Origin of the sequence: Streptomyces sp. NPDC005805, from assembly GCF_040630445.1 — a bacterium.
Classification (GTDB): domain Bacteria; phylum Actinomycetota; class Actinomycetes; order Streptomycetales; family Streptomycetaceae; genus Streptomyces.
The window spans coordinates 7,519-32,383 of the sequence record NZ_JBEXXN010000070.1; the positions used below are offsets into that span (position 1 = coordinate 7,519).

Here is a 24,865-nt window from a genome sequence, read left to right on the forward strand (position 1 = left end):
GTCGCCGGATCCGGCTCGGTCCCGGTGCCGTGGGCGGGGTGCCCTCCGGTCGGCGGGTCGGCCTCTGGGGCGGGCCTGGTCGTGGCGGTCGCGGTCGCCGGATCCGGCTCGGTCCCGGTGCCGTGGGCGGGGTGCCCTCCGGTCGGCGGGTCGGCCTCTGGGGCGGGCCTGGTCGTGGCGGTCGCGGTTTCCGGACCTGGTCCGGTCCCGGTGCCACCGGTGAGGCGCGCACCTGCGGGCGCGCCCGCAGGCCCGGCCGCGTCCGGTGCGAGCCCGGCCTCATCGGCCGGGGCACCCACTCCGGGCGCGAGCGGGGTCCCGCCCGTCGGGGTGTCGGCCCTCGGGCCGAGTCCGGCCCCAGCGGCCGCGCTCTCCGGCCCCGGTCCGGCGTCCCCTCCGCCCGGTGCGTCGGCCCCCGGCCCGGTCCCGGTCGTGGCGCTCGCGGTCGCCGGATCCGGCTCGGTCCCGGTGCCGTGGGCGGGGTGCCCTCCGGTCGGCGGGTCGGCCCCTGGGGCGGGCCCGGTCGTGCCGGTCACGGTTTCCGGACCTGTCCGGGCCCGGTGCCACCGGTGAGGCGCGCACCTGCGGACGCGCCCGCAGGCCCGGCCGCGTCCGGTGCGAACCCGGTCCCGCCCGCGTTCGCCGCGCTCCGCGCGGCCCCCGCGTCGGGGGTGCTCCGCGTGGCCCCCGTCAAGACGACGCCCCCGCCGTCAGCAGCTCCGCAAGCGCCAGGACGTGGTGGCCGCGCATCGAAGGGAGGCAGCTGCCGCGGACCGGGCCGATGGCCGAGGCCCATTCCGCCGGCACCGCGGCCGCGCCCTGGAGCGCGCCCGCGAGGGCGCCCGCCACCGCCGCGGTGGTGTCGGCGTCGCGGCCCATGTTGACGGCCGTCAGCACCGAGGCGCGGAAGTCGCCCCGGGCCGCCGCGAAGGCCCCGAAGGCGAGGCCCACCGCCTCGGGGGCCAGGTCCGTCCACGGGTAGCCGCCGATGACGACGGCCGAGCGCACCGCCCGCTCCATCGTGAGCGTGTCCGGGTAGGCGCGGCCCGCCGCCACCACGCCCCGGCGCAGGGAGCGGGCCGTCCAGGAGTCCATCGGGACCACCGAGAGCGCCGCCCCGATGACCCCGGCCGGGCCCGCCCCGCCCATCGCCGCGGCGACCCCCGCCGCGACCGCCCGCCCGCCGTGGATGCCCTCGCCGTCGTGGCTGACGCTGCCGTCGATCGCGACCAGCCGGGCCGCCTCCGCCGGGTCGCCCGCCGCGAACACGCCGAACGGGGCCGCCCGCATCGCCAGCCCGTCGCTCCACGCGTGCCGGTGCTGGGCCGAGATCGGCGCGGCGAGCCCCCGGCGCAGGTTCTCCAGGGTGCCGCGCTCGCTGAAGCCCGCGCCCTTGAACGGGCCCTCGTCCCGGTCCGCGATCCACTCGTGCCAGGCCGCCTCGACATGGGCCGTGGTCAGGCCCGAGCCGTGGCGGGCGAGGAGGAGGCCGGAGAAGACGGCGTACTCCGTGTCGTCGGTGCCCGCCGGGTCGTCGCTCACGAAGCCCTCGATCCGGCCCCAGCGGCGGCGGATCTCGGAGGGCCGCAGGTTCTCGGCGGGTGCGCCGAGCGCGTCGCCGACCGCCAGGCCGAGCAGCGCGCCCCGGGCCCGGTCCAGCCGCCCGGCGGAGGGCGGCGCCGGCGCGGCGGACACCCGGTCCGCGACCCGGTCCGCGGCCGTGGCCACCCGGTCCGCGGCCGTGGCCACCTGATCCGCGGCCGTGGCCACCTGAGTGGCCGCCTGATCCGTGCGGGTGGCCACCCGCGTCGCGGTCGCCTGCTTCGTATACGACTCGGTGAGCAGCTCCATGGGGCGGCCTTTCGCGCGCGGGCCCTTCCTGCGGTCTTGGCGCCGGCGCCGGCGGCGGGAGGCGGCCTTTCGCGCGCGGGCCTTTCCCCGGTCTGTGCCACGACATGCCCGGCATCACTCGACGAAACGTTTCTTTCACCCATACCGCCCCCTCGTCGAGGGGCTCGGCGTCCGCCGGACGGGCCCCCACCGCACCCCCGTTGACCTGGGTAAGTACGGCCTGCCTTGCTGGCACGCCCCTTACATTCGGCGTAAGTTCGAAGGTGTTCGAAGGGGCGGCGGGCCGATCGGGTCACCGCCGGAGAAGGGGAGAGCTGTGTCCGTCATCCAGACCGAGGCCGTACTTCACGAGGCGCACCGCGACAACCACACGCACCGTGACGTCAATGGCGGCTGGCTGCGTCCGGCTGTGTTCGGCGCGATGGACGGACTGGTGTCCAACCTGGCGCTGATGACCGGCGTCGCGGGCGGCGCCGTCTCCCAGCAGACCATCGTGGTGACCGGCCTCGCGGGCCTCGCCGCCGGCGCGTTCTCCATGGCCGCCGGCGAGTACACCTCCGTCGCCTCCCAGCGGGAGCTGGTCCAGGCCGAGCTGGACGTCGAGCGCCGGGAGCTGCGCAAGCACCCGGTGGACGAGATGGAGGAGCTGGCCGCCCTGTACGTGGCCCGGGGCGTCGAGCCCGCGCTCGCCCGCGAGGTGGCCATGCAGCTCTCGCACGACCCGGACCAGGCGCTGGAGATCCACGCCCGGGAGGAGCTGGGCATCGACCCGGACGACCTGCCCTCGCCCGCCGTCGCCGCCGTCTCCTCGTTCGCCTCCTTCGCGCTGGGCGCCGTGGTGCCCGTGCTCCCCTATCTGCTCGGCGCGAGTGTCCTGTGGCCCGCGGTGCTGCTGGCGCTGCTGGGGCTGTTCGCCTGCGGCGCGCTGGTGGCGAAGGTCACCGCCCGCGGCTGGTGGTTCAGCGGCCTGCGCCAGCTCGCCCTCGGCGGCACCGCGGCCGCCCTCACCTACGGTCTCGGCATGCTCATCGGCGGCGCGGTCTGACCCCGCGCCTCCCTCCGCCGCCCGCCAGGGCCCCGCACCGCCCCAGCTCAGGGGCGGTGCGTTCGCGGACAGGGGGTCCGTGGCCGACCCTGTGACGTACATCCCTCTCCACCGGGCGGCGGAACGATGAGACACTATGCAAGGCGCAACATAGGTAGCCGTTACCCGGTGGTTTCGGTTCCGCAATCACCGGGCATGAGCCGAAAGCGCTACGGGCAATGAGGCCCCCGCGCCGCCTTCCCGGGTCCGCATCCTTCGGCACCACCCGATCCCTGCCTCCCGGGGACCCCTTCACCGCCTGCCGCGGTGTCCGCATGTTGGAATGCTCTAACCACTTTTCGAGAATCACTCCATCATGTAACCTGCACGAAATTTCGCCAGGGCCAACGTCGTCCCTCGGCACAGCACATGCCACGACGACGACGGGAGAGCCGATGCGTTCCGACGCCTGGTCGCCCATGGACGGTCGCCCCGCAGCCCAGGGGATGTACGACCCCCGTAACGAACACGACGCCTGCGGTGTCGGGTTCGTGGCCACCCTCACCGGTGTTGCCAGCCATGAGCTGGTCGAGCAGGCGCTGACCGTACTGCGGAACCTCGAGCACCGCGGCGCCACCGGCTCCGAGCCCGACTCCGGGGACGGCGCCGGCATCCTGATGCAGGTCCCCGACGCCTTCCTGCGCGAGGTGGCCGGATTCGACCTCCCCGAGGCCGGCTCCTACGCCGTCGGCACCGCCTTCCTCCCCGCCGAGGACCACGCGGACGCCGTCTCACGCATCGAGACGATCGCCGCCGAGGAGGACCTCACCGTCCTCGGCTGGCGCGAGGTCCCCGTCACCCCGGACCTGCTCGGCAACGGCGCCCGCGCCACCATGCCGGCCTTCCGCCAGCTCTTCGTCACCGACGGCGCCAGCGAGGGCATCGCCCTGGACCGCAAGGCGTTCGTGCTGCGCAAGCGCGCCGAGCGCGAGGCCGGGGTCTACTTCCCCTCCCTCTCCGCGCGGACCCTCGTCTACAAGGGCATGCTGACCACCGGCCAGCTGGAGCCCTTCTTCCCGGACCTGTCCGACCGCCGCTGCGCCAGCGCCGTCGCCCTCGTGCACTCCCGGTTCTCCACCAACACCTTCCCGAGCTGGCCGCTCGCCCACCCGTACCGCTTCGTCGCCCACAACGGCGAGATCAACACGGTCAAGGGCAACCGCAACTGGATGCGCGCCCGCGAGTCCCAGCTCGCCTCCGACCTGTTCCGCGAGGGCAGCCTGGAGCGCATCTTCCCCGTCTGCACCCCGGACGCCTCCGACTCCGCCTCCTTCGACGAGGTGCTGGAGCTGCTCCACCTCGGCGGCCGGTCGCTGCCGCACGCGGTCCTGATGATGGTCCCCGAGGCGTGGGAGAACCACGACTCCATGGACCCGGCCCGCCGCGCCTTCTACCAGTACCACTCCACGATGATGGAGCCCTGGGACGGCCCCGCCTGCGTCACCTTCACCGACGGCACCCAGGTCGGCGCCGTCCTCGACCGCAACGGCCTGCGCCCCGGCCGCTACTGGGTCACCGACGACGGCCTCGTGGTCCTCTCCTCCGAGGTCGGCGTCCTCGACATCGACCCGGCCAAGGTCGTCCGCAAGGGCCGCCTCCAGCCCGGCCGGATGTTCCTCGTGGACACCGCCGAGCACCGCATCATCGAGGACGACGAGATCAAGTCCGCGCTCGCCGCCGAGGCCCCCTACGCGGAGTGGCTGGAGACCGGCGAGATCGAGCTGGAGGACCTGCCCGAGCGCGAGCACATCGTGCACACCCACGCCTCGGTCACCCGCCGCCAGCAGACCTTCGGCTACACCGAGGAGGAACTGCGCGTCCTCCTCGCGCCGATGGCCCGCACCGGCGCCGAGCCGATCGGCTCCATGGGCACCGACTCGCCGATCGCCGCCCTCTCCGCCCGGCCGCGGCTGCTGTTCGACTACTTCACCCAGCTCTTCGCGCAGGTCACCAACCCGCCGCTGGACGCCATCCGCGAGGAGCTCGTCACCTCGCTGTACTCCTCCCTCGGCCCCCAGGGCAACCTGCTGGAGCCGACCGCCGCGTCCTGTCGCAGCGTCACCCTGCCCTTCCCGGTGATCGACAACGACGAGCTGGCCAAGCTCATCCACATCAACGCCGACGGCGACATGCCCGGCATGACCGCCGCGACCCTCTCCGGCCTCTACCGGGTCTCCGGCGGCGGCGAGGCCCTGGCCGCCCGGATCGAGGAGATCTGCGCCGAGGCCGACGCGGCCATCGCCAACGGCGCCCGGCTGATCCTCCTCTCCGACCGGCACTCCGACGCCGAGCACGCGCCGATCCCCTCGCTGCTGCTCACCTCCGCCGTCCACCACCACCTCATCCGCACCAAGCAGCGCACCCAGGTGGGCCTGCTGGTCGAGGCCGGGGACGTCCGCGAGGTCCACCACGTCGCCCTGCTGATCGGCTACGGTGCCGCCGCGGTCAACCCGTACCTGGCGATGGAGTCCGTCGAGGACCTGGTCCGCGCCGGCACCTTCATCGAGGGAATCGAGCCCGAGCAGGCCATCCGCAACCTGATCCACGCCCTCGGCAAGGGCGTGCTGAAGGTCATGTCCAAGATGGGCATCTCCACGGTCGCCTCCTACCGCGGCGCCCAGGTCTTCGAGGCCGTCGGCCTGGACGACGCCTTCGTGGCCACCTACTTCAACGGCACCGCCACCAAGATCGGCGGCGCCGGCCTGGACGTCGTCGCCCAGGAGGTCGCCGCCCGGCACAGCAAGGCGTACCCGGCCTCCGGCATCCCCTCCGCGCACCGCGCGCTGGAGATCGGCGGCGAGTACCAGTGGCGCCGCGAGGGCGAGCCGCACCTCTTCGACCCGGAGACCGTCTTCCGCCTCCAGCACGCCACCCGCAACAAGCGGTACGACATCTTCAAGCAGTACACGGACCGGGTGAACGAGCAGTCCGAGCGCCTGATGACGCTCCGCGGCCTGTTCGGCTTCACCGCCGACCGCCCCTCCATCCCGCTGGACGAGGTCGAGCCCGCCTCCGAGATCGTCAAGCGCTTCTCCACCGGCGCGATGAGCTACGGCTCCATCTCCAAGGAGGCGCACGAGACCCTCGCCATCGCCATGAACCAGCTGGGCGGCAAGTCCAACACCGGCGAGGGCGGCGAGGACCCGGAGCGCCTCTACGACCCGGCGCGCCGCTCCTCCATCAAGCAGGTCGCCTCCGGCCGCTTCGGCGTGACGTCCGAGTACCTGGTCAACGCGGACGACATCCAGATCAAGATGGCCCAGGGCGCCAAGCCCGGCGAGGGCGGCCAGCTCCCGGGCCACAAGGTCTACCCGTGGGTGGCCAGGACGCGTCACTCCACGCCCGGCGTGGGCCTGATCTCCCCGCCGCCGCACCACGACATCTACTCCATCGAGGACCTCGCCCAGCTCATCCACGACCTCAAGAACGCCAACCCGGCCGCCCGCATCCATGTGAAGCTGGTCTCCGAGGTCGGCGTCGGGACCGTGGCCGCGGGCGTCTCCAAGGCCCACGCGGACGTCGTCCTCATCTCCGGCCACGACGGCGGCACCGGCGCCTCCCCGCTCACCTCGCTGAAGCACGCGGGTGGCCCCTGGGAGCTGGGCCTCGCCGAGACCCAGCAGACCCTGCTGCTCAACGGTCTGCGCGACCGGATCGTGGTGCAGACCGACGGCCAGCTCAAGACCGGCCGCGACGTGGTCATCGCCGCCCTGCTGGGCGCCGAGGAGTTCGGCTTCGCGACCGCGCCGCTCGTCGTCTCCGGCTGCGTCATGATGCGCGTCTGCCACCTGGACACCTGCCCGGTCGGCATCGCCACCCAGAACCCGGTGCTGCGCGAGCGCTTCTCCGGCAAGGCCGAGTTCGTCGTCAACTTCTTCGAGTTCATCGCCGAGGAGGTCCGCGAGCTCCTCGGCGAGCTGGGCTTCCGCACCCTGGACGAGGCGGTCGGCCACGCCGAACTCCTCGACACCACCCGCGCGGTGAACCACTGGAAGGCGCAGGGCCTCGACCTCGCCCCGCTCTTCCACGTCCCCGAACTGCCCGAGGGAGCGGTCCGCCACCAGCTCGTCGAGCAGGACCACGGCCTGGAGAAGGCCCTGGACAACGAGCTGATCAAGCTCGCGGCCGACGCGCTGAACGCGGCGAGCGCCGAGGAGGCGCAGCCCGTCCGCGCCCAGGTCGCCATCCGCAACATCAACCGCACGGTCGGCACCATGCTCGGCCACGAGGTGACCAAGCGGTTCGGCGGCGCGGGCCTGCCCGACGACACCGTGGACATCACCTTCACCGGCTCCGCCGGCCAGTCCTTCGGCGCCTTCGTGCCGCGCGGCATCACCCTGCGCCTGGAGGGCGACGCCAACGACTACGTCGGCAAGGGCCTCTCCGGCGGCCGGGTGATCGTCCGCCCCGACCGGGGCGCCGACCACCTCGCCGAGTACTCCACCATCGCGGGCAACACCATCGGCTACGGCGCGACCGGCGGCGAGATGTTCCTCCGGGGCCGCACCGGCGAGCGCTTCTGCGTCCGCAACTCCGGGGCCCTGGTGGTCTCCGAGGGCGTGGGCGACCACGGCTGCGAGTACATGACCGGCGGCCACGCGGTCGTCCTCGGCGAGACCGGCCGCAACTTCGCGGCGGGCATGTCCGGCGGCGTCGCGTACGTCGTCGACCTCGACCGCGACAACGTCAACTCCGGCAACCTGGGGGCGATCGAGGCCCTGTCCGAGACGGACAAGCAGTGGCTGCACGATGTCGTGCGCCGCCACCAGGAGGAGACCGGCTCGACCGTCGCCGGGAAGCTGCTGGCCGACTGGCCCGCGAGCGCCGAGCGCTTCAGCAAGATCATCCCGACCACGTACAAGGCCGTGCTCGCCGCCAAGGACGCCGCTGAGCTCGCCGGTCTCTCCGAGCAGGAGACCACCCAGAAGATGATGGAGGCGGCGACCCATGGCTGACCCCAAGGGCTTCCTGACCACCGGGCGCGAGGTCGCCAAGACCCGCCCGGTCGGCGAGCGCGTCAAGGACTGGAACGAGGTCTACGTCCCCGGCTCCCTGCTGCCGATCATCAGCAAGCAGGCCGGCCGCTGCATGGACTGCGGCATCCCGTTCTGCCACAACGGCTGTCCGCTGGGGAACCTGATCCCCGAGTGGAACGACTACGCCTACCGCGAGGACTGGGCCGCCGCCTCCGAGCGGCTGCACGCGACCAACAACTTCCCGGAGTTCACCGGCCGCCTCTGCCCGGCGCCCTGCGAGGCCGCCTGCGTCCTCGGCATCAACCAGCCGGCCGTCACCATCAAGAACGTCGAGGTCTCCATCATCGACAAGGCGTGGGACTCCGGGGACGTCACCCCGCAGCCCCCGGAGCGCCTGTCCGGCAAGACCGTCGCCGTCGTCGGCTCGGGCCCCGCGGGCCTGGCCGCCGCCCAGCAGCTCACCCGGGCCGGCCACACGGTCGTCGTCTACGAGCGCGCCGACCGGATCGGCGGACTGCTCCGCTACGGCATCCCCGAGTTCAAGATGGAGAAGGTGCACATCAACCGGCGCATCGAGCAGATGCGCGCGGAGGGCACCAAGTTCCGCACCGAGGTGGAGATCGGCCGCGACATGCCGGCCGACGCGCTGCGCCGCCGCTACGACGCGGTCGTCATCGCCGCCGGCGCGACCGTCTCCCGCGACCTGCCGGTCCCCGGCCGCGAGCTGAACGGCATCCACTTCGCCATGGAGTACCTGCCGCTCGCCAACAAGGTGCAGGAGGGCGACTTCGTGGCGCCCCCGATCACCGCCGAGGGCAAGCACGTCGTCGTCATCGGCGGCGGCGACACCGGCGCGGACTGCGTCGGTACCGCCCACCGCCAGGGCGCGGCCTCCGTGACCCAGCTGGAGATCATGCCCCGGCCGGGCGAGGAGCGGAACGCCAACCAGCCGTGGCCGACCTTCCCCATGCTCTACAAGGTCACCTCCGCGCACGAGGAGGGCGGCGAGCGCGTGTACGCCGTCTCCACCACCCACTTCGAGGGCGACGAGGACGGCAACGTCCAGGCGCTGCACCTGGTCGAGGTGGAGTTCAAGGACGGCAAGCTGGAGCAGAAGCCGGGCACCGAGCGCCGGATCCCGGCCCAGCTCGTCACCCTCGCGATGGGCTTCACCGGCATCGACCGGGCCAACGGCCTGGTGGACCAGTTCGGCCTGGAGCTCGACGAACGGGGTAACGTGGCCCGTGACGGCGACTTCGCGACCAATGTCGACGGTGTCTACGTCGCCGGTGACGCGGGCCGCGGCCAGTCGCTCATCGTGTGGGCCATCGCCGAGGGGCGCTCGGCGGCGCGCGGTGTCGACCGCTACCTCACGGGAGCGAGCGCCCTGCCCGCCCCGATCCGTCCGACGGACCGTGCCCTCACGGTCTGACGGCCCGACGGACCACCTGCCCGGCTTCGGCCCGGGCCCACGAGACGTCCCGTACAACGGCGTACGGAACTGAGCGGCACCCGCCCTGTCCCCGACCGGACTCCGGGCGGGCGCCGTGTCCCTCCGGAGCGCGTGCCACACGGCACGCGCTCCGGCGCGTATCGGGCCCGCGCGCCCCCGGCTTCCCGCTTCCGGCCCGTGGCGGCGGCCGGGCCGCATACGATCCCGGCAGGACGGGCGGGGGGCTCCCGGTGGAGGGACGCGCCCGGCCCCAGGGGGGAGCACCATGGCCGCGATCAGTCTGGAGAAGGTCGAGGCGCGCGCGCCCGCGCTCGTCAGCCTCTACAAGTCCGCCGGTGTGAGCCTGCGCAAACACGGGCTGGAGGGCCAGCGGGCCGCCGTGTACCTGGTCGTCGACCACTCCGGCTCGATGCGGGACTACTACCGGGACGGCAGCGTCCAGGCCCTCGCCGACCGGGTCCTCGGGCTCTCCGCCCATCTGGACGACGACGGGATCGTGCCGGTGGTCTTCTTCTCCACCGAGGTCGACGCCCTCTCCGAGATCCGGCTGGAGGGGCACCACGGCCGGATCGCCGAGATCGTCGCCTCCCTCGGCCACATGGGCCGCACCAACTACCACCTGGCCATGGACGAGGTGGTGGACCACTACCTCGACAGCGGCTCCACCGACCCCGCCCTCGTCGTCTTCCAGACCGACGGCGGTCCGAGCAGCCGCCCGGCGGCCGAACGCTACCTCTGCAAGGCGGCCCGGCTGCCGCTGTTCTGGCAGTTCATCGGCTTCGGCGACGAACGCAGCTCCCAGTTCGACTTCCTGCGCCGGCTGGACACCCTGGAGGTCCCCGGGCGGCGGGTCGTGGACAACGCGGGCTTCTTCCACGCGGGCCGGGACCCGCGCCGGGTCTCCGACGCGCGGCTGTACGACCGGCTGCTGGGCGAGTTCCCGGACTGGCTGCGGGACGCGCGGGCGCGGGGGATCGTCCGGGACTGACGGCCCTCCGGCCGGGCCGGGGTGCGGGGGTGGCGGGCCGGTGCGCCGTCCGGGGGACCGGGGGCGGTGGCTCGGCGGAAAGACGACAGAGGACGTCCGGATTCCCGGCTTGGATGGGCCCATGGACACCACCAGCTGGACCGCCTTCGCGGCGGCGGAACCCGAATTCGCCGAGACCGTCCGCGAACGCTTCGCCGCCCACCGCCACCACGTCCTCGGCACCCTCCGCAAGGACGGCGCACCCCGGCTCACCGGACTGGAACTCGGCTTCACCGGCCCCGAGCCGTGGCTCGGCATGATGGACGGCTCCCGCAAGGCCCTGGACCTGCGGCGCGATCCGCGGTTCGCGCTCTACGCCAACCCGGGGGAGGGCGACACGATGGGCGGCGGGGACGTCCGGATCTCCGGGCGGGCCGTGGAGGTGACCGACCCGGCGGAGGCCGCCCGCCTCACCGGGGAGGAGGCGCCGTCCGAGCCGTTCCACCTCTTCCGGATGGAGATCGGCGAGGTGGTGCGCGTCCGGGTGGAGGGCGACGAACTGGTGGTGAGCTGCTGGCGGCCGGACACCGGACTCGTCACCCGCCGGCGCCACTGAGACACGTGGTACCCGCGGTTTCGCCGGGCACCGTGCTACGGTGGACGACGTTGCGGTTTTGGTACCCATACTTTGTGTGCGCCTGACGGAATGCTTCCTCAGGCGCACGTTCTGTTTCCGGGCACTCTCCGGATGGGGTCAAGGCAGCGACAGGGATTCCGCGAAGTGCGGGCTCCCGGCTTGCCCCGTTTTAGGAGAATGACATGGCAACTGGCACTGTGAAGTGGTTCAACTCGGAAAAGGGCTTCGGCTTCATCGAGCAGGACGGCGGCGGCGCCGACGTCTTCGCCCACTACTCCAACATCGCCACCTCCGGCTTCCGTGAGCTCCAGGAAGGCCAGAAGGTCACGTTCGACGTCACCCAGGGCCAGAAGGGCCCGCAGGCGGAGAACATCGTCCCGGCCTGATCGCCGGACACACACGCCACAGCCGGGGCCCGCACCGCACGGTGCGGGCCCCGGCTGCGCACTGCCCAAGGGCCCAGGAGGGCAATTCCGCATGACCCACTCCGAACGTCCCGCACGCAACCGCCCGGCCGCCTCCGGCGGGAGGCGCGGCGGCGCACGCGCCTCGGCGCCCACCGGGAAGCGCACGGCCCGCACGGCCGCCGCGCCCCGTGTCGCGCCCCCGCGCGACTTCACGCCGCCCCAGACCCTCACCCCGGCGCTGCCCGCGGTCCAGGCGTTCGGTGACCTCGACATGCCGGCCGCCCTGCTGAAGACCCTCACCGCGCAGGGCGTCACCGAGCCCTTCCCGATCCAGGCCGCGACCCTGCCGAACTCCCTCGCGGGCCGCGACCTCCTCGGCCGGGGCCGCACCGGGTCCGGCAAGACCCTCGCCTTCGGGCTGGCGCTCCTCGGCCGCACGGCCGGGCGGCGCGCCGAGCCCGGCGCCCCGCTGGCCCTCGTCCTCGTCCCCACCCGGGAACTCGCCCAGCAGGTCAGCGACGCGCTCGCGCCGTACGCGACCTCGGTGGGCCTGCGGCTGGCGACCGTCGTCGGCGGGATGTCCATCAACCGGCAGGCGGGCGCGCTGCGGCGCGGCGCCGAGGTGCTGGTCGCCACGCCCGGACGCCTGATCGACCTGCTCGACCGGGGCGACTGCCGGCTCGAACAGGTCGCGATCACCGTCCTGGACGAGGCCGACCAGATGGCCGACATGGGCTTCATGCCCCAGGTCACGGCCCTGATGAAGCAGGTCGAGCCGGACGGGCAGCGCCTGCTGTTCTCGGCCACGCTGGACGCCAACATCGACCGGCTGGTGCGGATGTTCCTCACGGACCCGGTGGTGCACTCGGTGGACCCGTCCGCGGGCGCGGTGACCACGATGGAGCACCATCTGCTGCACGTCCTCGACGAGACCGACAAGAAGGCGGTCGCGCTGCGCATCGCGGCGCGCGACGGCCGGGTCATCCTCTTCGTCGACACCAAGCGGGGCGCCGACCGCTTCGCCAAGCGGCTCCTCGCGAGCGGCGTCCGGGCCGCCGCGCTGCACGGCGGGCGCTCCCAGCCGCAGCGCAACCGCACGCTCGACCAGTTCAAGAACGGGCAGGTCACCGCGCTGGTCGCGACGAACGTCGCGGCCCGGGGCATCCACATCGACGACCTGGACCTGGTCGTCAACGTGGACCCGCCGATGGACCACAAGGACTATCTCCACCGGGGCGGGCGCACGGCCCGGGCGGGCGAGTCCGGCACGGTCGTCACGCTGGTGCTCCCGGCGCAGCGCCGGGAGACGGAGCGCCTGATGGCGCACGCGGGCATAGCGCCCCGCGCGACCCGGGTCCGCTCCAGCGACGAGGAACTGGCCCGGCTGACGGGTGCGCGCGAGCCCTCAGGCATCGCGGTCACCATCGAACTCCCGCAGCCCCCGGCCCCGCCGGCCGCTTCCACGACGCCGCCCCGCCGCCGGGGCCGCGGGGGCGCCCGCCGGTCGGGCCGCCCCGGCCAGGACTCGCCCTCCGCCGGCACGACCGCGCAGCGCGCGGGCGGGTCCGGTGGCTCGGGCGCGTCGCGCGCGGCGGCTGGTTCCGGTGGGTCGCGTGGGGCATCGGGGCGCGCGGCGTCCGGCACGGGTGCGGGCCGCGAGGCCCGCGGTGGCGGCGGCCGGAGCGGTGCTTCGGCGGGCCGCCGCGGGGCCGAGGGCTCCCGCGGTGGGGCGGCCGCCGCGTCCGCCGCGTTCAACGGCGGCCGCGGCCGCCGTCCCCGCCGCAGTGGGGGCCCGGCGGCCTGAGCCTGGGCCGGGTGCCTGCCGCGGTGTGGCGCCCGGCGGCCTGAGCCTGGGCCGGGCGGACACGCGGGGCCGGGCCAGGGCCGTCGGCCGCACGCGGCCTCGGGTTTCCGGCCCGGCCCCGAACGCGGCCCGGTCCGGGGCGGCACGCGGCCTCGGGGTGGGCACGATCCCCTCACGGTCCGGCCGAGCTTGCCGTCGCCGTGGCGCGGTGGTGGCCGAGACACGTCGATGCGCGGAGCGAATTCGCTGCCGCCTGTCCGGGACGCCGCCGCCGGTTGCACGCGTCCCGGCCCCGCCCCCCGGTTTGCGCGCGAAGCGCGCGGGGCCTCGGCTCAGGTGTCGCACTCCAGGACCGTCCGGCACAGACCGCACCGCGCCCGGACCCGGCCCCGGACCGGGACCCGGATGCGCTGGTGGCAGGTGGTGCACGGGAAGGAGACGCGGAGCCCGCCGTCCGGGCCCCGCTCGAAGGCGTACGGTTCCGGCCCGTCGTGGCGCTCCGGCGCGTAGGACCCGGCCCGTTCCGGGAGGCGTTCCGCCGCGAGCCGCCGCTCGCGGGCGTACTTCAGGCGCCCGATCCGGCCCGCCGCGGTGAGCGGCGGCTGCCGGGCGTCGCGCAGGGCCCGCTCCCGGCCGGCCGTGTAGGCGCGGTAGCCCTGGGGGCTGGTGAACCACGGCGAGGGGTCCTCGCCGAAGACCGCCGCCCGCCCGGCCAGCACATAGCCGAACTCCTCCGGGGTGAGGTAGCCCAGTTTCTGGCTGGACATCCCGTCCTCGCGGAACGCGTCCAGCAGCAGCCACCCCGCGCCCAGATACGCGGTCACCGTGTCCGTGAGGATCTCGTTGTCCCGGGTGTCCGGGAAGGACAGGTCCAGCCGGTGCAGCCAGACATGGGTGATCTCGTGGGCGAGGGCGGCGCCGATGTCCCGGCGGTGGGTGCGGAAGCGGCTGTTCAGCTCGATGAAGTACTCCGGGCCCGCGGTGAGTTCCACGCTCGCCGCGTGCTCCATGTCCCGGAAGCTCACGATCACCCGGGCGTCCGGCAGGCGCAGATGGGTGACGAGGGCGCGCGCCACCCGCTGGGCGCCGAGGTGCAGGTCGTCGTCGTCCGAGAAGGCGACATCGGCGGGCAGCACACTCGGCCCGTACGCGAGCACCCCGTCGGCGGAGATCCTGCGGTACAGCGCGGTGACGGCGGACCGGACGGTGCCGAGATGGGGGTAGCCCCGGGCCACCTCGCTGGTGTCGCTGACGTTCGCCATGCCCGTACCCCCGTGGCACCCCGTGCGTGACTGCCGGCCGTCGTCCACTGTACGGCGCGCCGCCGCCGGTCCCGGGAATGGCTGAAAGGTACTCCTTGTGTGTCCGTTGTGCGGTCCCCATAATCCGGAACACGTCTTGTCGAGCGCATGTCAGATCCCCAGTGCAATCCGCTCCATCCCCCTGCACCACCGCATGCGCCACGGCAGTCGCATCCGCCGCAACCCCCCACGAAGGGCAGTCCCTTGAAGAGACTCCTGCGCACCCTCAAGAGATCCGTCGCCGCCGCCGCCGTCATCCTGGCCGGGGTCAGCCTCCAGCCCACCGCCGCCTTCGCCGCGCCCCCGCCGGTGGTCGGCGGCACCCGCGCCGCCCAGGGCGAGTTCCCGTTCATGGTCCGCCTCTCCATGGGCTGCGGCGGATCGCTCTACACCCAGGACATCGTCCTGACCGCCGCCCACTGCGTCGGCGCCTCCGGCAACAACACCAGCATCACCGCCACCGCCGGCCAGGTAGACCTCCAGCACCCCAGCGCCATCAAGGTCCGCTCCACCAAGGTCCTGCGCGCCCCCGGCTACAACGGCATCGGCAAGGACTGGGCCCTGATCAAGCTGGCCCAGCCCATCAACCTGCCGACCCTCAAGATCGCCGACACCACCGCCTACAACAACGGCACCTTCACGGTCGCCGGCTGGGGCGCCAACCGCGAGGGCGGCGCGCAGCAGCGCTACCTGCTCAAGGCCCAGGTCCCGTTCGTCTCCGACGCCACCTGCCGCCAGGCGTACGGCAACGAGCTCGTCGCCAACGAGGAGATCTGCGCCGGCTACAACCAGGGCGGCACCGACACCTGCCAGGGCGACTCCGGCGGCCCGATGTTCCGCCGCGACAACGCCGGCGCCTGGATCCAGGTCGGCATCGTGAGCTGGGGCTACGGCTGCGCCCGCGCCGGCTACCCGGGCGTCTACACCGAGGTCTCCACCTTCGCCTCCGCGATCAGGTCGGCGGCCGCCGGTCTGTGACGACCCCGGTTCCTCTCGGACCGCGCCCCCGTCCCCGCCGCACCCGGCGGGGGCGGGGGTGTCCGTACGGGCGGGGGCGTCAGCTCAGCCGGACGGCGTGGTCCGGGGCCGCGCCCTCCAGCTCCAGCACCCACAGCCCGTTCCGGCCCCGGCGCAGCATCGGCCCCGGAACGTACAGCGCGTCCTGCGGGCCCCGGGACCAGTAGCGGCCGAGGCAGAAACCGTTCACCCAGACGAAGCCGCGCGTCCAGCCCGGGAGTTCGAGCCAGGCGTCACCCGGCCCGGACACCTCGGCGTCCACCCGGAACAGCCCGGTCGCCGCCTCCTCGCCCGCCGCCTCCCCGGACGCCGCCTCCCCGGACGCGGAGCCCCCGCCCGCGTCCGGCGTCCGCCACGGCAGCCGCGCCACCGCCGCCGCGTCCTCGAAGGCGTCCAGCCGCAGCCCCCGGGCCCGGACCCCGTGCAGAAACTGCCGCTCGTGCAGGATCCCGCCCGTGATCCCCTTCGGCTCACCCGTCCGGGGCCCGTAGTTGACCCGGCCCAGGGACTCCACCCACAGCTCCACCACCGCCGGGCCCGCCACCGGCCCCGGCAGCTCCGGCCGCTCCTCGTCCAGGACCCCGGCCCGCTCCCCGTCGACGCGCACCACCGCCCGGTCCCGCAGCCCCGCCACCCGCAGCGGCAGGGGAGCGCGCGGCCCGGGCACCTCCACCCGGTACCGGACCAGCCCCCGGTCCACGTCCAGCTCCTCGAAGGTCGGCGGGACCGGGCCCTCCCACTCCTTGCCGCCGAGCCCGTCGAGCACCTCCGCGAGCGGCGTCCACGCCCCGGCCGACGCCCGGACCGGAGCGGACAGCCGCGCGGGCGCGGGCGGCGGATCGGGCAGCGGGCCGTCGTGGAACGGCGCCAGCACCTCCCGGAAACGGTGGAACAGCTCCGTCGGCCGCCCCGCCTCGTCCACCGGGGCGCCGTAGTCGTAGGAGGTCACCGTCGGCTCCAGCGCCCCGTCGTGCAACGGCCCGGAACGGTTCGCCCCCGCCCAGCCGCCGAAGCTCGTGCCGCCGTGCGCCATATAGACGTTCACCGAGGCGCCCGCGTCCAGGATCTCCCGCAGCGCCGCGGCCGCCTCCGCCGGATCGCGCCGGGCCGGCTCCTCGCCCCAGTGCGCGAACCAGCCGCACCAGAACTCCATGCACATCAGCGGCCCGTCCGGCCGGTGGCGGCGCAGCGCGGCGAACGCCTCGGCCGCCCCCGAGCCGAAGTTCACCGTCGCGAGCACCCCCGGTACCGAGCCGCCGGTGAGCATATGGTCCTCCGGCCCGTCCGAGGTGAACAGAGGCACCGTGATCCCGCAGCCGCGCAGCAGCTCCACCATCTGGCGCGGGTACTCCCGGTCCGAGCCGTAACTGCCGTACTCGTTCTCCGCCTGCACCAGCACCACCGGCCCGCCGCGCCCGCACTCGCGCGCCGCGACCTGCGGCAGCAGCCGGGTGAACCAGCGCTCCACATGGCCCAGGTACTCCGGGTCCTCGGTGCGCACCCGCCGCCCCAGCCGGCCGGTCAGCCAGTGCGGCAGCCCGCCGTTCTCCCACTCGGCGCAGATGTACGGCCCCGGGCGGACGATCGCCCACAGGCCCGCCGCCGCCACCGCGTCCAGGAAGCGGCCCGGCGCCGCGTCGTCCGCGTAGTGGCCCGGCCGCGGCTCGTGCAGGTTCCACGGGACGTACGTCTCCACGCAGTTGAGCCCCATCGCGCGCAGCATCCCCAGCCGGTGCGCCCACTGCGCCTCGTGCACCCGGAAGTAGTGCAGCGCGCCCGACAGCAGCCGCACGGGCCGCCCGTCCAGCAGGAAGTCCCGCTCGCCCACGGCGAAGTGCGGCCCGGCCGCAGCCCGGTCCCGCTTGTCCGGCGCGCTCCCGCGGGCCGCCGTGCCGCCCCGCCACCCGTCCGCCGTCGAGTCCGCCACCGGACCGCCCCTCTCTCGCCCGTCCACTCCGGCACCATCGCCCCCTGGCGTGCGGTCGGTCCATGGACAAAGATCGGGCTTCCTTGGACTCGGCGCCGACCGGGCGGACCGGGTGGACCCGGCGGCCCGGGAACGCGGCGGGACGGGGGAGGGGAGAGACCGCATGTACCACACCTGGATGCGCTACTTCACGCCAGGACCGGTCCACCACCGCCTCGGCCTGGTCTGCCTCGGCGTCGGCCTCCAGCACGGCCGGCTGCCCACCGTCGGCCCCCGCACCCTGGACCACCACGTCGCCGTCGTCGTCACCGCGGGCAGCGGCTGGTACCGCACCGCCGACGGGCGCCGCACCCGGGTCACCGCCCCCGCCGTGATCTGGCTCACCCCCTCCGTCCCCCACCACTACGGGCCCGGCCCCGGCGGCTGGGACGAGTGCTTCGTCGACTTCACCGGCCCCGCCACCGCCATCTACACCGAACTCGGCTGCATCGAACCCGACCGGCCCGTCGTCCCCCTCTCCGACGCGGCCGGCGCCCGCGCGGTCGTCGGCCGGATCGCCCGGGCCGCCCGGCGCGGCAACCCGCTGCTGGAGATCGAGACCGCGGCCGCCGTCCATGAACTCCTGGTCACCCTGCGCCGCGCCCGCGCCGACACCGGCGCCGGCGGCGACCCCGTGCTCACCGCCCTCGCCCGGGACGCCTTCCGGCCGCTCACCGTCGCCGAGCACGCCGCCCGGCACGGCATGACCCCCGCCGAACTGCGCACCGCCGTCCGCCGCGCCGCCGGGTGCAGCCCCAAGGACTACCTCCTCGGTATCCGGCTGGGCCGCGCCAAGGAACTCCTCGCCACCACCGGACTGCCCGTCGCCGCGGTCGCCCGCCGCGTCGGCTACGAGGACCCCGCCTACTTCTCCCGCCTCTTCACCCGCCGGGTCGGCCTCGCCCCCGTGCGCTTCCGTGAGCAGCAGGGACGCGTCGTCCCGGGAGGCTGGAGCGACCGCGTCCCGGACGCCGAACACCCTCCGACCGTGCTGGGGCCTTCGACGTAAGCTCGCTGACCATGACCACGAGTGACATCGACGACGGCGTCCGCGCCGAGCTGAACCGGCTGCGCGAGAGCATCGACAACATCGACGCCGCAGTCGTGTACATGCTCGCCGAGCGCTTCAAGTGCACCCAGCAGGTCGGCCATCTCAAGGCCGAGCACCAGCTTCCCCCCGCCGACCCGGCCCGCGAGGCGCGCCAGATCGAACGGCTGCGGCAGCTCGCGGAGAGCGCCCGGCTCGACCCCGCCTTCGCCGAGAAGCTGCTGAACTTCATCATCGCCGAGGTGATCCGGCACCACGAGACCATCGCGGAGGCGACTCCGGCCGCGCCGGGGGAGTGACCCGGCGCGCGGGCGGGGCGGATCGTGGCCGGTCCCGCCCGTCCGCCCGTCCGCCCGGACCCCGCACCCCGCACCCCGCCCCAGCGCACCCCGGGCCGGACCCCGCCCGCCCCGTGCGCGCCGTACGCCACCGGCGCAACGGCCCCCCGTGTACCGGAACGCGCGCATCGGGCAGCATGACCCCATGTCCGTACTCACGCGCGACGAAGCGCAGAACCGTGCCCGGCTGATCGACGTCCACCGCTACTCGGTCGCCCTCGACCTGACCACCGGCGACGACGACTTCGCGTCGGTGACCCACATCCACTTCACCGCGCGGTCCGCCGGGGACACCTTCGTCGAGCTCAAGCCCTCCGAGCTGCGCTCCCTCACGCTCGACGGACAGCCCCTCGACCCCGCCGCCCTCGACGGCAACCGCTACCCGCTCACCGGACTCGCCCCCGGCGAGCACCGGCTGCGCGTCGAGGCGCGGATGCGCTACTCCCGCACCGGCGAGGGCATGCACCGCTTCACCGACCCCGGCGACGGCGAGACCTACGTCTACACCCAGCTGTTCATGGAGGACGTGCAGCGCGTCTTCGCCGCCTTCGACCAGCCCGACCTCAAGGCCGTCTTCGAGATGGCGGTCACCGCCCCCGCCGGCTGGACCGTCCTCGGCAACGGCATCGCCACCCACGACGGCGACGGGCACTGGACCTGCGCCCCCACCCCGCCGATCTCCACCTATCTGGTCGCGGTCGCCGCCGGCCCCTGGCACTCCGTGCGCACCGAGCACGCCGGACTCCCCTTCGGCCTGCACGTCCGCCGCTCCCTCGCCCCCCATCTCGACGCCGACGCGGACGAACTCCTCGAGATCACCCGCCAGTGCTTCGACCGCTACCACGAGAAGTTCGAGGAGCCGTACCCCTTCGACTCCTACGACCAGGCCTTCGTCCCCGAGTTCAACGCCGGCGCCATGGAGAACCCCGGACTCGTCACCTTCCGCGACGAGTTCGTCTACCGCTCCGCCGTCACCGACACCCAGCGCCAGACCCGCGCCATGGTCGTCGCCCACGAGATGGCCCACATGTGGTTCGGCGACCTCGTCACCCTCGCCTGGTGGGACGACATCTGGCTCAACGAGTCCTTCGCCGAGTACATGGGCTACCAGACCCTCACCGAGGCCACCCGCTTCACCGACACCTGGGTGGACTTCGGCATCGCCCGCAAGTCCTGGGGCTACGACGCCGACCAGCGGCCCTCCACCCACCCTGTCGCCCCCGACCCGGAGGCCGTCCCCGACACCGCCTCCGCCCTGCTCAACTTCGACGGCATCTCCTACGCCAAGGGCGCCTCCGCGCTGCGCCAGCTGGTCACCTGGCTCGGCGAGAAGGACTTCCTCGCGGGCATCAACAACCACTTCGCCCGCCACAAGTTCGGCAACGCGACCCTCGCCGACTTCCTCGACTCCCTCGCCGACGCCACCGACCGGGACGTGCACGCCTGGGCCGCCGCCTGGCTGCGCACCACCGGCGTCGACACCCTCACCCCCACCGTCACCGAGACCGGCGGCGGCTGGTCCCTGGACATCGGCCACCAGGGCAGCCGCCCCCACCGCATCACCGTGGGCACCTACGACCGCGACCCCGTCGAGCCCGGCGCCCTCGTGCTGCGCGACCGCACCGAGGCCGACGTGCCCCTCACCGAGGAAGGGCACCACCCCGGCCGCCGGCCCGCCCTGGTCGTCCTCAACGACGGCGACACCACCTACGCCAAGGTCCGCCTCGACACCGAGTCCTGGGCCACCGCCCTCACCTCCCTGTCCGGCGTCCCCGACCCGCTGACCCGCGCGGTCATCTGGAACGCCGCCCGCGACATGGTCCGCGACGGCGAACTCGCCCCCACCGCCTACCTGGAGGCGGCCCGCGCCCATCTCCCGCGCGAGAGCGACCTCGCCGTCGTCCAGGGCGTCCTCGCCTTCGCCGCCGGCCAGATCGCCGACTGCTGTCTGCCGCCCGAGCAGCGCCCGGCCGCCCTCGCCGCCGTCACCGACACCTGCCGCGCCCTGCTGCGCCGCACCGAGGACGGCAGCGACCCGGGTATGCGCCTGACCGCCGTCCGCCACTTCGTCGATGCCGCCTCCCACCCCGGCTCCCTCCAGGAGTGGCTGGACGACGGCAACGTCCCCGGCGGCCCCGCCCTCGACCCCGAACTGCGCTGGCGGATCCTCACCCGGCTCTGCGTCCTCGGCGCGGCCGACGAGAACGCGATCGACGCGGAACTCGCGCGGGATCCGAGCGCGACCGGCCAGGAGGGCGCGGCCCGCTGCCGGGCCGCCCTGCCCGACGAGAAGGCCAAGGCGGCCGCCTGGTCCCGGCTCTTCGAGACCGACGACCTGTCCAACTACCTGTTCGCCGCCACCGCCCAGGGCTTCTGGCAGCCCGAACAGGCCGCCCTCACGCGGGAGTACGTCCACCGCTACTACCCCGACGCCACCGCGCTGGCCGCCCGCCGGGGCCCGGTCATCGCGGAGGCCGCCGGGCGGCACGCCTTCCCCGTCCACGAGGTCACCGCCGAGGCGCTGCGCCTCGGCGAGGAGTGCCTGCGCCGCGACGACCTCCTCCCGGCCCTGCGCCGCAAGCTGGTCGACCAACTCGACGACCTGGCCCGCGCGCTGCGCGTCCGGGGGGCGTGAGGGGGGCGCCTGAGCGGACCCGGGGGCGCGCGCCGGGGCGCCAGGCCCCGGGCGCGACAGCCGGGCCCCGGTCTCCGGGCGGGGCGGGCCGGCACGGCGCAGGCGGACCGGTGCACGTGCCGGTGGTGGCCGGGCCCCGGCCACGCCCTGCAAGGGCGTCGGCACGGCGGCGGCCGGGGCGCGCCCTGCGGAGGCAAGGCCCCTGGTGGCGGCTGGAAGCCGGACGGCAGGCCGTACCCGGACGCGGACGCACCGGGGGAGGGTACGCGGGCGCGGGCCCGGTTCGGCGCGGGTCGGTGCACGGCCACCCCCGGCCGAGGCCGGGCACGGGTGGCGTGGCGGCGGGGCCGTACCCAATACCCCCGCGCCTCCGGCTCGTTGAGCACGGGTGGTGGGCCACTCGCCCGCCCCCGTGTCACGGACCGCCGAAGGACCCCGCATGCCCGCCCCGCCGCTGCCGCCACCGCACCTTCCGCCCCTCGCCGGCGGGGCCGGCGGGCCGGACGCGCTGCGGCCCCTGCTCGACGTCACCCTCGACGCGCTGCGCGCCGGGGCCGCCGCACGGGGCGGGCCGCTACCCGCCGGCGGGCCCGAGGCCGTCGCGCGGCGGATGGCCGACGCCCTCGGCGACCCGCTGCCCGAGCACGGCGAAGACCCCGAGGCCGCCCTGCGCCGCCTCGTCGAAGCCGTCGCCCACGGCTCCGCCGACCCCGCCGACCCCCTGTGCGCGGCCCATCTGCACACCCCGCCGCTCGCGCTCGCCGTCGCCGCCGACCTCGCCGCCGCCGCGCTCAACCCCTCGATGGACTCCTGGGACCAGGCCCCCGCCGCCTCCGAACTCGAAGCGGCCCTCACCCGGGCGCTCGCCGCCGAGGTGTTCCCGGGCCCCGGCACCCCGGGAGCCGACGCCCTCGTCACCACCGGCGGCACCGAGTCCAACCAGCTCGCCCTCCTCCTCGCCCGCGAACAGCACGCCCCCCACGGCCCCCTGCGCGTCGTGTGCGGCGAGGACACCCACCACTCCGTGCGCCGCGCCGCCTGGCTCCTCGGCCTCCCCGCCCCGGTCACCGCCCCCCTCCACGACCTCGCGGCCCTGGACCGCGTCCTCGCCGCCACCCCCGGCCCCCTCCTCGTCGCCGCCACCGCCGGAACCACCGACACCGGCCGCATCGACCCCCTCCCCGGCATCGCCGACCTCGCCGCCCGCCACCGGGCCGCCCTCCACGTCGACGCCGCCTACGGCGGCCCGCTCCTCTTCAGTGACACCCGCCGCCACCTCCTCGCCGGACTCGACCGCGCCGACACCGTCACCCTCGACCTGCACAAACTCGGCTGGCAGCCCGTCGCCGCCGGCCTCCTCGCCGTCGCCGACAGCCGCCGGCTCGCCCCCCTCGCGCACACCGCCGACTACCTCAACGCCGAGGACGACACCGACGCCGGACTCCCCGACCTCCTCGGCCGCTCCCTGCGCACCACCCGCCGCCCCGACATCCTCAAGACCGCCGTCACCCTCCGGGCCCTCGGCCGGGGCGGCCTCGGCGCCCTCGTCGACCGCGTCTGCGACCTCGCCCAGGACCTCGCCGACCTCGTCGACAAGCACCCCCGCCTCGAACTCCACGCCCGGCCCGCCCTGTCGACCGTCCTCTTCCGCCCCGCCGGCGCCACCGACGAGCAGACCGCCGCCGTCCGCCGCACCCTCCTCACCGAGGGCCGGGCCGTCCTCGGCCGCGCCCGCGCCGACGGCCGGGTCTGGCTCAAGGCCACCCTCCTCAACCCGCACACCACCCCCGACCGCCTCGACGCCCTGATCGCACTCGTGGAAGGCAGCACCCCCCGATGACCGCCACGCCCGCACCCGAGGCCGCCCCGGCGGCGGCCGAACCCGACCGCCCCCACGACCTCGTGGGCATCGGCATCGGCCCGTTCAACCTCTCCCTCGCCGCCCTCGCCCACGGCGTCCCCGGCGACCTCGCCACCGCCTTCTACGAGCAGCGCCCCGACTTCCGCTGGCACCCCGGCCTCCTCATCGAGGGCGCCACCCTCCAGGTCCCCTTCCTCGCCGACCTGGTCACCCTCGCCGACCCCGCCAGCCCCTGGTCCTTCCTCGCCTACCTCCGCGCGAAGGAACGCCTCTTCCCCTTCTACTTCGCCGAGAAGTTCCACATCCAGCGCGCCGAGTACGACGCCTACTGCCGCTGGGCCGCCGAACGCATCCCCGGCCTCCACTTCGGCCACCAGGTCGACGCCGTCCGCTGGAACCCCGAACGCGACCTGTTCGAGGTCGACTACACCCAGCTCGACCCCGCAGGGGAGGCCGAGGCCCTCGGCCGCGCCTACACCCGCAACATCGCCCTCGGCGTCGGCACCGAACCCCAGGTCCCCGAACCCCTGCGCCCCCTCGCCGAGGCCCCCGGCGTGCCCGTCCTCCACTCCGCCGACTACCTCGCCCACCGCGAGGCCCTGATCGCCGCCGAGCACGTCACCGTCATCGGCTCCGGGCAGTCCGGCGCCGAGGTCTTCCTCGACCTGCTCCGCGCCCGGCCCGCAGGACGCGAACGCCTCCACTGGCTCGCCCGCACCGAGTCCTTCGCGCCCATGGAGTACAGCAAGCTCGGCCTGGAGCACTTCACCCCCGACTACACCCGCTACTTCCACGCCCTGCCCGAACGCGTCCGCGACGAACTCCTCCCCGGGCAGTGGCAGCTCCACAAGGGCATCGACGCCGGGACCATCGCCGCCGTCCACGAGGAGCTCTACCAGCGCACCCTGCACGGCGGCTGGCCCGACGCCGTCCTCACCCCCGGCGTCACCGTCCGCACCGCCGGCCGGGTCGCCACCACCAAGATCGAACTCCATCTGGAGCACACCCGGCAGGGCACCCGCTCCCGCCTCACCACCGACGCCGTCGTCCTCGCCACCGGCTACCGCGAACGCCCCCTCGGCAGGCTCCTCGCCGGACTCGACCCCTATCTGCGCCGCGACGCCCAGGGCCGCCCCCTCGTCGACGAGCAGTACCGGATGAGACTCGACCCCGCCGTCACCGGCGCCGTCCACGTCCAGAACGCCGAACGCCACACTCACGGCGTCGGCGCCCCCGACCTCGGACTCGCCGCCTGGCGCAGCGCCACCATCCTCAACGCCCTCACCGGCACCGAGGTCTACCCGCTGCCCCGCCGCACCGCGTTCACCAGCTTCGGCCTGGAACGCCGCGAGGCCCCGGGCGTCCCCGGCCAGGCCCCCGCCCTCACCCCGCTGCGGGCCTAGGGAATGTCCGAGACGCACGGCGCGGGGCGGGCGGCTCGGACGCCCGCTTCGGTGTGATCGAGGTCGACGAGAAGTACCTCTCGGGCGTCGCCCGGGACGTCACGCCCAAGGCGATCG

General features: G+C 74.5%; 16 protein-coding genes. 13 read left to right on the plus strand and 3 right to left on the minus strand.

What is annotated here, in order from left to right:
* Positions 1 to 690 precede the first annotated feature (690 nt).
* A complete protein-coding gene (locus ABZ457_RS27500) occupies positions 691 to 1,695 on the minus strand; it encodes an ADP-ribosylglycohydrolase family protein (RefSeq protein ID WP_359162661.1) in 1,005 nt (334 codons plus the stop codon).
* Between the two features lie 472 nt (positions 1,696 to 2,167).
* Here ABZ457_RS27500 and ABZ457_RS27505 point away from each other — a divergent pair, with 472 nt between their 5' ends.
* From ABZ457_RS27505 to ABZ457_RS27535, 7 genes are all read left to right on the plus strand, one after another.
* A complete protein-coding gene (locus ABZ457_RS27505; protein WP_359162615.1) occupies positions 2,168 to 2,896 on the plus strand; it encodes a VIT1/CCC1 transporter family protein in 729 nt (242 codons plus the stop codon).
* 434 nt (positions 2,897 to 3,330) lie between these two features.
* Positions 3,331 to 7,890, plus strand: coding sequence for a glutamate synthase large subunit (gltB, locus tag ABZ457_RS27510; protein WP_359162618.1), 4,560 nt, complete (start codon positions 3,331 to 3,333; stop codon positions 7,888 to 7,890).
* Complete coding sequence (locus ABZ457_RS27515; RefSeq protein WP_359162621.1) at positions 7,883 to 9,343, plus strand: glutamate synthase subunit beta; 1,461 nt, start codon at positions 7,883 to 7,885, stop codon at positions 9,341 to 9,343. Before gltB ends, ABZ457_RS27515 begins: the two co-directional genes overlap by 8 nt.
* A 286-nt stretch (positions 9,344 to 9,629) precedes the next feature.
* Positions 9,630 to 10,352 carry a VWA domain-containing protein gene (locus ABZ457_RS27520; RefSeq protein ID WP_359162624.1) on the plus strand — a complete coding sequence of 241 codons (723 nt, stop codon included), beginning with the start codon at positions 9,630 to 9,632 and terminating at the stop codon, positions 10,350 to 10,352.
* 121 nt (positions 10,353 to 10,473) lie between these two features.
* Complete coding sequence (locus ABZ457_RS27525) at positions 10,474 to 10,947, plus strand: pyridoxamine 5'-phosphate oxidase family protein (RefSeq protein WP_359162627.1); 474 nt, start codon at positions 10,474 to 10,476, stop codon at positions 10,945 to 10,947.
* A 203-nt stretch (positions 10,948 to 11,150) separates the two neighbouring features.
* Positions 11,151 to 11,354: a cold-shock protein gene (locus tag ABZ457_RS27530; protein ID WP_004985680.1), complete on the plus strand. Its 204-nt coding sequence runs from the start codon at positions 11,151 to 11,153 to the stop codon at positions 11,352 to 11,354.
* A gap of 91 nt (positions 11,355 to 11,445) precedes the next feature.
* Positions 11,446 to 13,179, plus strand: a complete 1,734-nt coding sequence (locus ABZ457_RS27535) for a DEAD/DEAH box helicase (RefSeq protein ID WP_359162632.1) — start codon at positions 11,446 to 11,448, stop codon at positions 13,177 to 13,179.
* Positions 13,180 to 13,511: 332 nt separating this feature from the next.
* On the opposite strand, the gene ABZ457_RS27540 is transcribed toward ABZ457_RS27535, so the two are convergent.
* On the minus strand, positions 13,512 to 14,441 hold the full coding sequence (locus tag ABZ457_RS27540) for a hypothetical protein (protein WP_359162636.1): 930 nt from the start codon (positions 14,439 to 14,441) through the stop codon (positions 13,512 to 13,514).
* Between the two features lie 243 nt (positions 14,442 to 14,684).
* On the opposite strand from ABZ457_RS27540, the gene ABZ457_RS27545 reads away from it, so the two are divergent.
* Positions 14,685 to 15,458, plus strand: coding sequence for a serine protease (locus ABZ457_RS27545; protein WP_359162639.1), 774 nt, complete (start codon positions 14,685 to 14,687; stop codon positions 15,456 to 15,458).
* Between the two features lie 79 nt (positions 15,459 to 15,537).
* Here ABZ457_RS27545 and ABZ457_RS27550 read toward each other — a convergent pair whose 3' ends face one another.
* Positions 15,538 to 17,325 (minus strand): beta-galactosidase family protein, encoded by a 1,788-nt coding sequence (locus tag ABZ457_RS27550; protein ID WP_359162664.1) that lies wholly within the window; start codon positions 17,323 to 17,325, stop codon positions 15,538 to 15,540.
* A gap of 262 nt (positions 17,326 to 17,587) precedes the next feature.
* Here ABZ457_RS27550 and ABZ457_RS27555 point away from each other — a divergent pair, with 262 nt between their 5' ends.
* The 5 genes from ABZ457_RS27555 (at position 17,588) to ABZ457_RS27575 (ending at position 24,748) form a co-directional block, all read left to right on the plus strand.
* Positions 17,588 to 18,472, plus strand: coding sequence for an AraC family transcriptional regulator (locus tag ABZ457_RS27555; protein ID WP_359162642.1), 885 nt, complete (start codon positions 17,588 to 17,590; stop codon positions 18,470 to 18,472).
* A gap of 11 nt (positions 18,473 to 18,483) precedes the next feature.
* Positions 18,484 to 18,810 (plus strand): chorismate mutase, encoded by a 327-nt coding sequence (locus ABZ457_RS27560; RefSeq protein WP_359162645.1) that lies wholly within the window; start codon positions 18,484 to 18,486, stop codon positions 18,808 to 18,810.
* A gap of 184 nt (positions 18,811 to 18,994) precedes the next feature.
* Positions 18,995 to 21,484, plus strand: coding sequence for an aminopeptidase N (gene pepN / locus ABZ457_RS27565; RefSeq protein WP_359162648.1), 2,490 nt, complete (start codon positions 18,995 to 18,997; stop codon positions 21,482 to 21,484).
* A gap of 439 nt (positions 21,485 to 21,923) precedes the next feature.
* On the plus strand, positions 21,924 to 23,324 hold the full coding sequence (locus tag ABZ457_RS27570) for a pyridoxal-dependent decarboxylase (RefSeq protein WP_359162652.1): 1,401 nt from the start codon (positions 21,924 to 21,926) through the stop codon (positions 23,322 to 23,324).
* Entirely contained in the window at positions 23,321 to 24,748 is a 1,428-nt protein-coding gene (locus ABZ457_RS27575) for a SidA/IucD/PvdA family monooxygenase (RefSeq protein ID WP_359162655.1), read from the plus strand. The genes ABZ457_RS27570 and ABZ457_RS27575 overlap by 4 nt, the downstream gene beginning before the upstream one ends.
* The last annotated feature ends 117 nt before the right edge of the window (positions 24,749 to 24,865 follow it).

What these genes read in the sequence shown, in the direction of transcription:
- gltB (WP_359162618.1), top strand. Translation starts at nt 3,331, where the DNA reads ATGCGTTCCGACGCCTGGTCGCCCATGGACGGTCGCCCCGCAGCCCAG.
- ABZ457_RS27515 (WP_359162621.1), top strand. Translation starts at nt 7,883, where the DNA reads ATGGCTGACCCCAAGGGCTTCCTGACCACCGGGCGCGAGGTCGCCAAG.
- ABZ457_RS27520 (WP_359162624.1), top strand. Translation starts at nt 9,630, where the DNA reads ATGGCCGCGATCAGTCTGGAGAAGGTCGAGGCGCGCGCGCCCGCGCTC.
- ABZ457_RS27525 (WP_359162627.1), top strand. Translation starts at nt 10,474, where the DNA reads ATGGACACCACCAGCTGGACCGCCTTCGCGGCGGCGGAACCCGAATTC.
- ABZ457_RS27530 (WP_004985680.1), top strand. Translation starts at nt 11,151, where the DNA reads ATGGCAACTGGCACTGTGAAGTGGTTCAACTCGGAAAAGGGCTTCGGC.
- ABZ457_RS27535 (WP_359162632.1), top strand. Translation starts at nt 11,446, where the DNA reads ATGACCCACTCCGAACGTCCCGCACGCAACCGCCCGGCCGCCTCCGGC.
- ABZ457_RS27540 (WP_359162636.1), bottom strand. Translation starts at nt 14,441, where the DNA reads ATGGCGAACGTCAGCGACACCAGCGAGGTGGCCCGGGGCTACCCCCAT.
- ABZ457_RS27555 (WP_359162642.1), top strand. Translation starts at nt 17,588, where the DNA reads ATGTACCACACCTGGATGCGCTACTTCACGCCAGGACCGGTCCACCAC.
- ABZ457_RS27560 (WP_359162645.1), top strand. Translation starts at nt 18,484, where the DNA reads ATGACCACGAGTGACATCGACGACGGCGTCCGCGCCGAGCTGAACCGG.
- pepN (WP_359162648.1), top strand. Translation starts at nt 18,995, where the DNA reads ATGTCCGTACTCACGCGCGACGAAGCGCAGAACCGTGCCCGGCTGATC.
- ABZ457_RS27570 (WP_359162652.1), top strand. Translation starts at nt 21,924, where the DNA reads ATGCCCGCCCCGCCGCTGCCGCCACCGCACCTTCCGCCCCTCGCCGGC.
- ABZ457_RS27575 (WP_359162655.1), top strand. Translation starts at nt 23,321, where the DNA reads ATGACCGCCACGCCCGCACCCGAGGCCGCCCCGGCGGCGGCCGAACCC.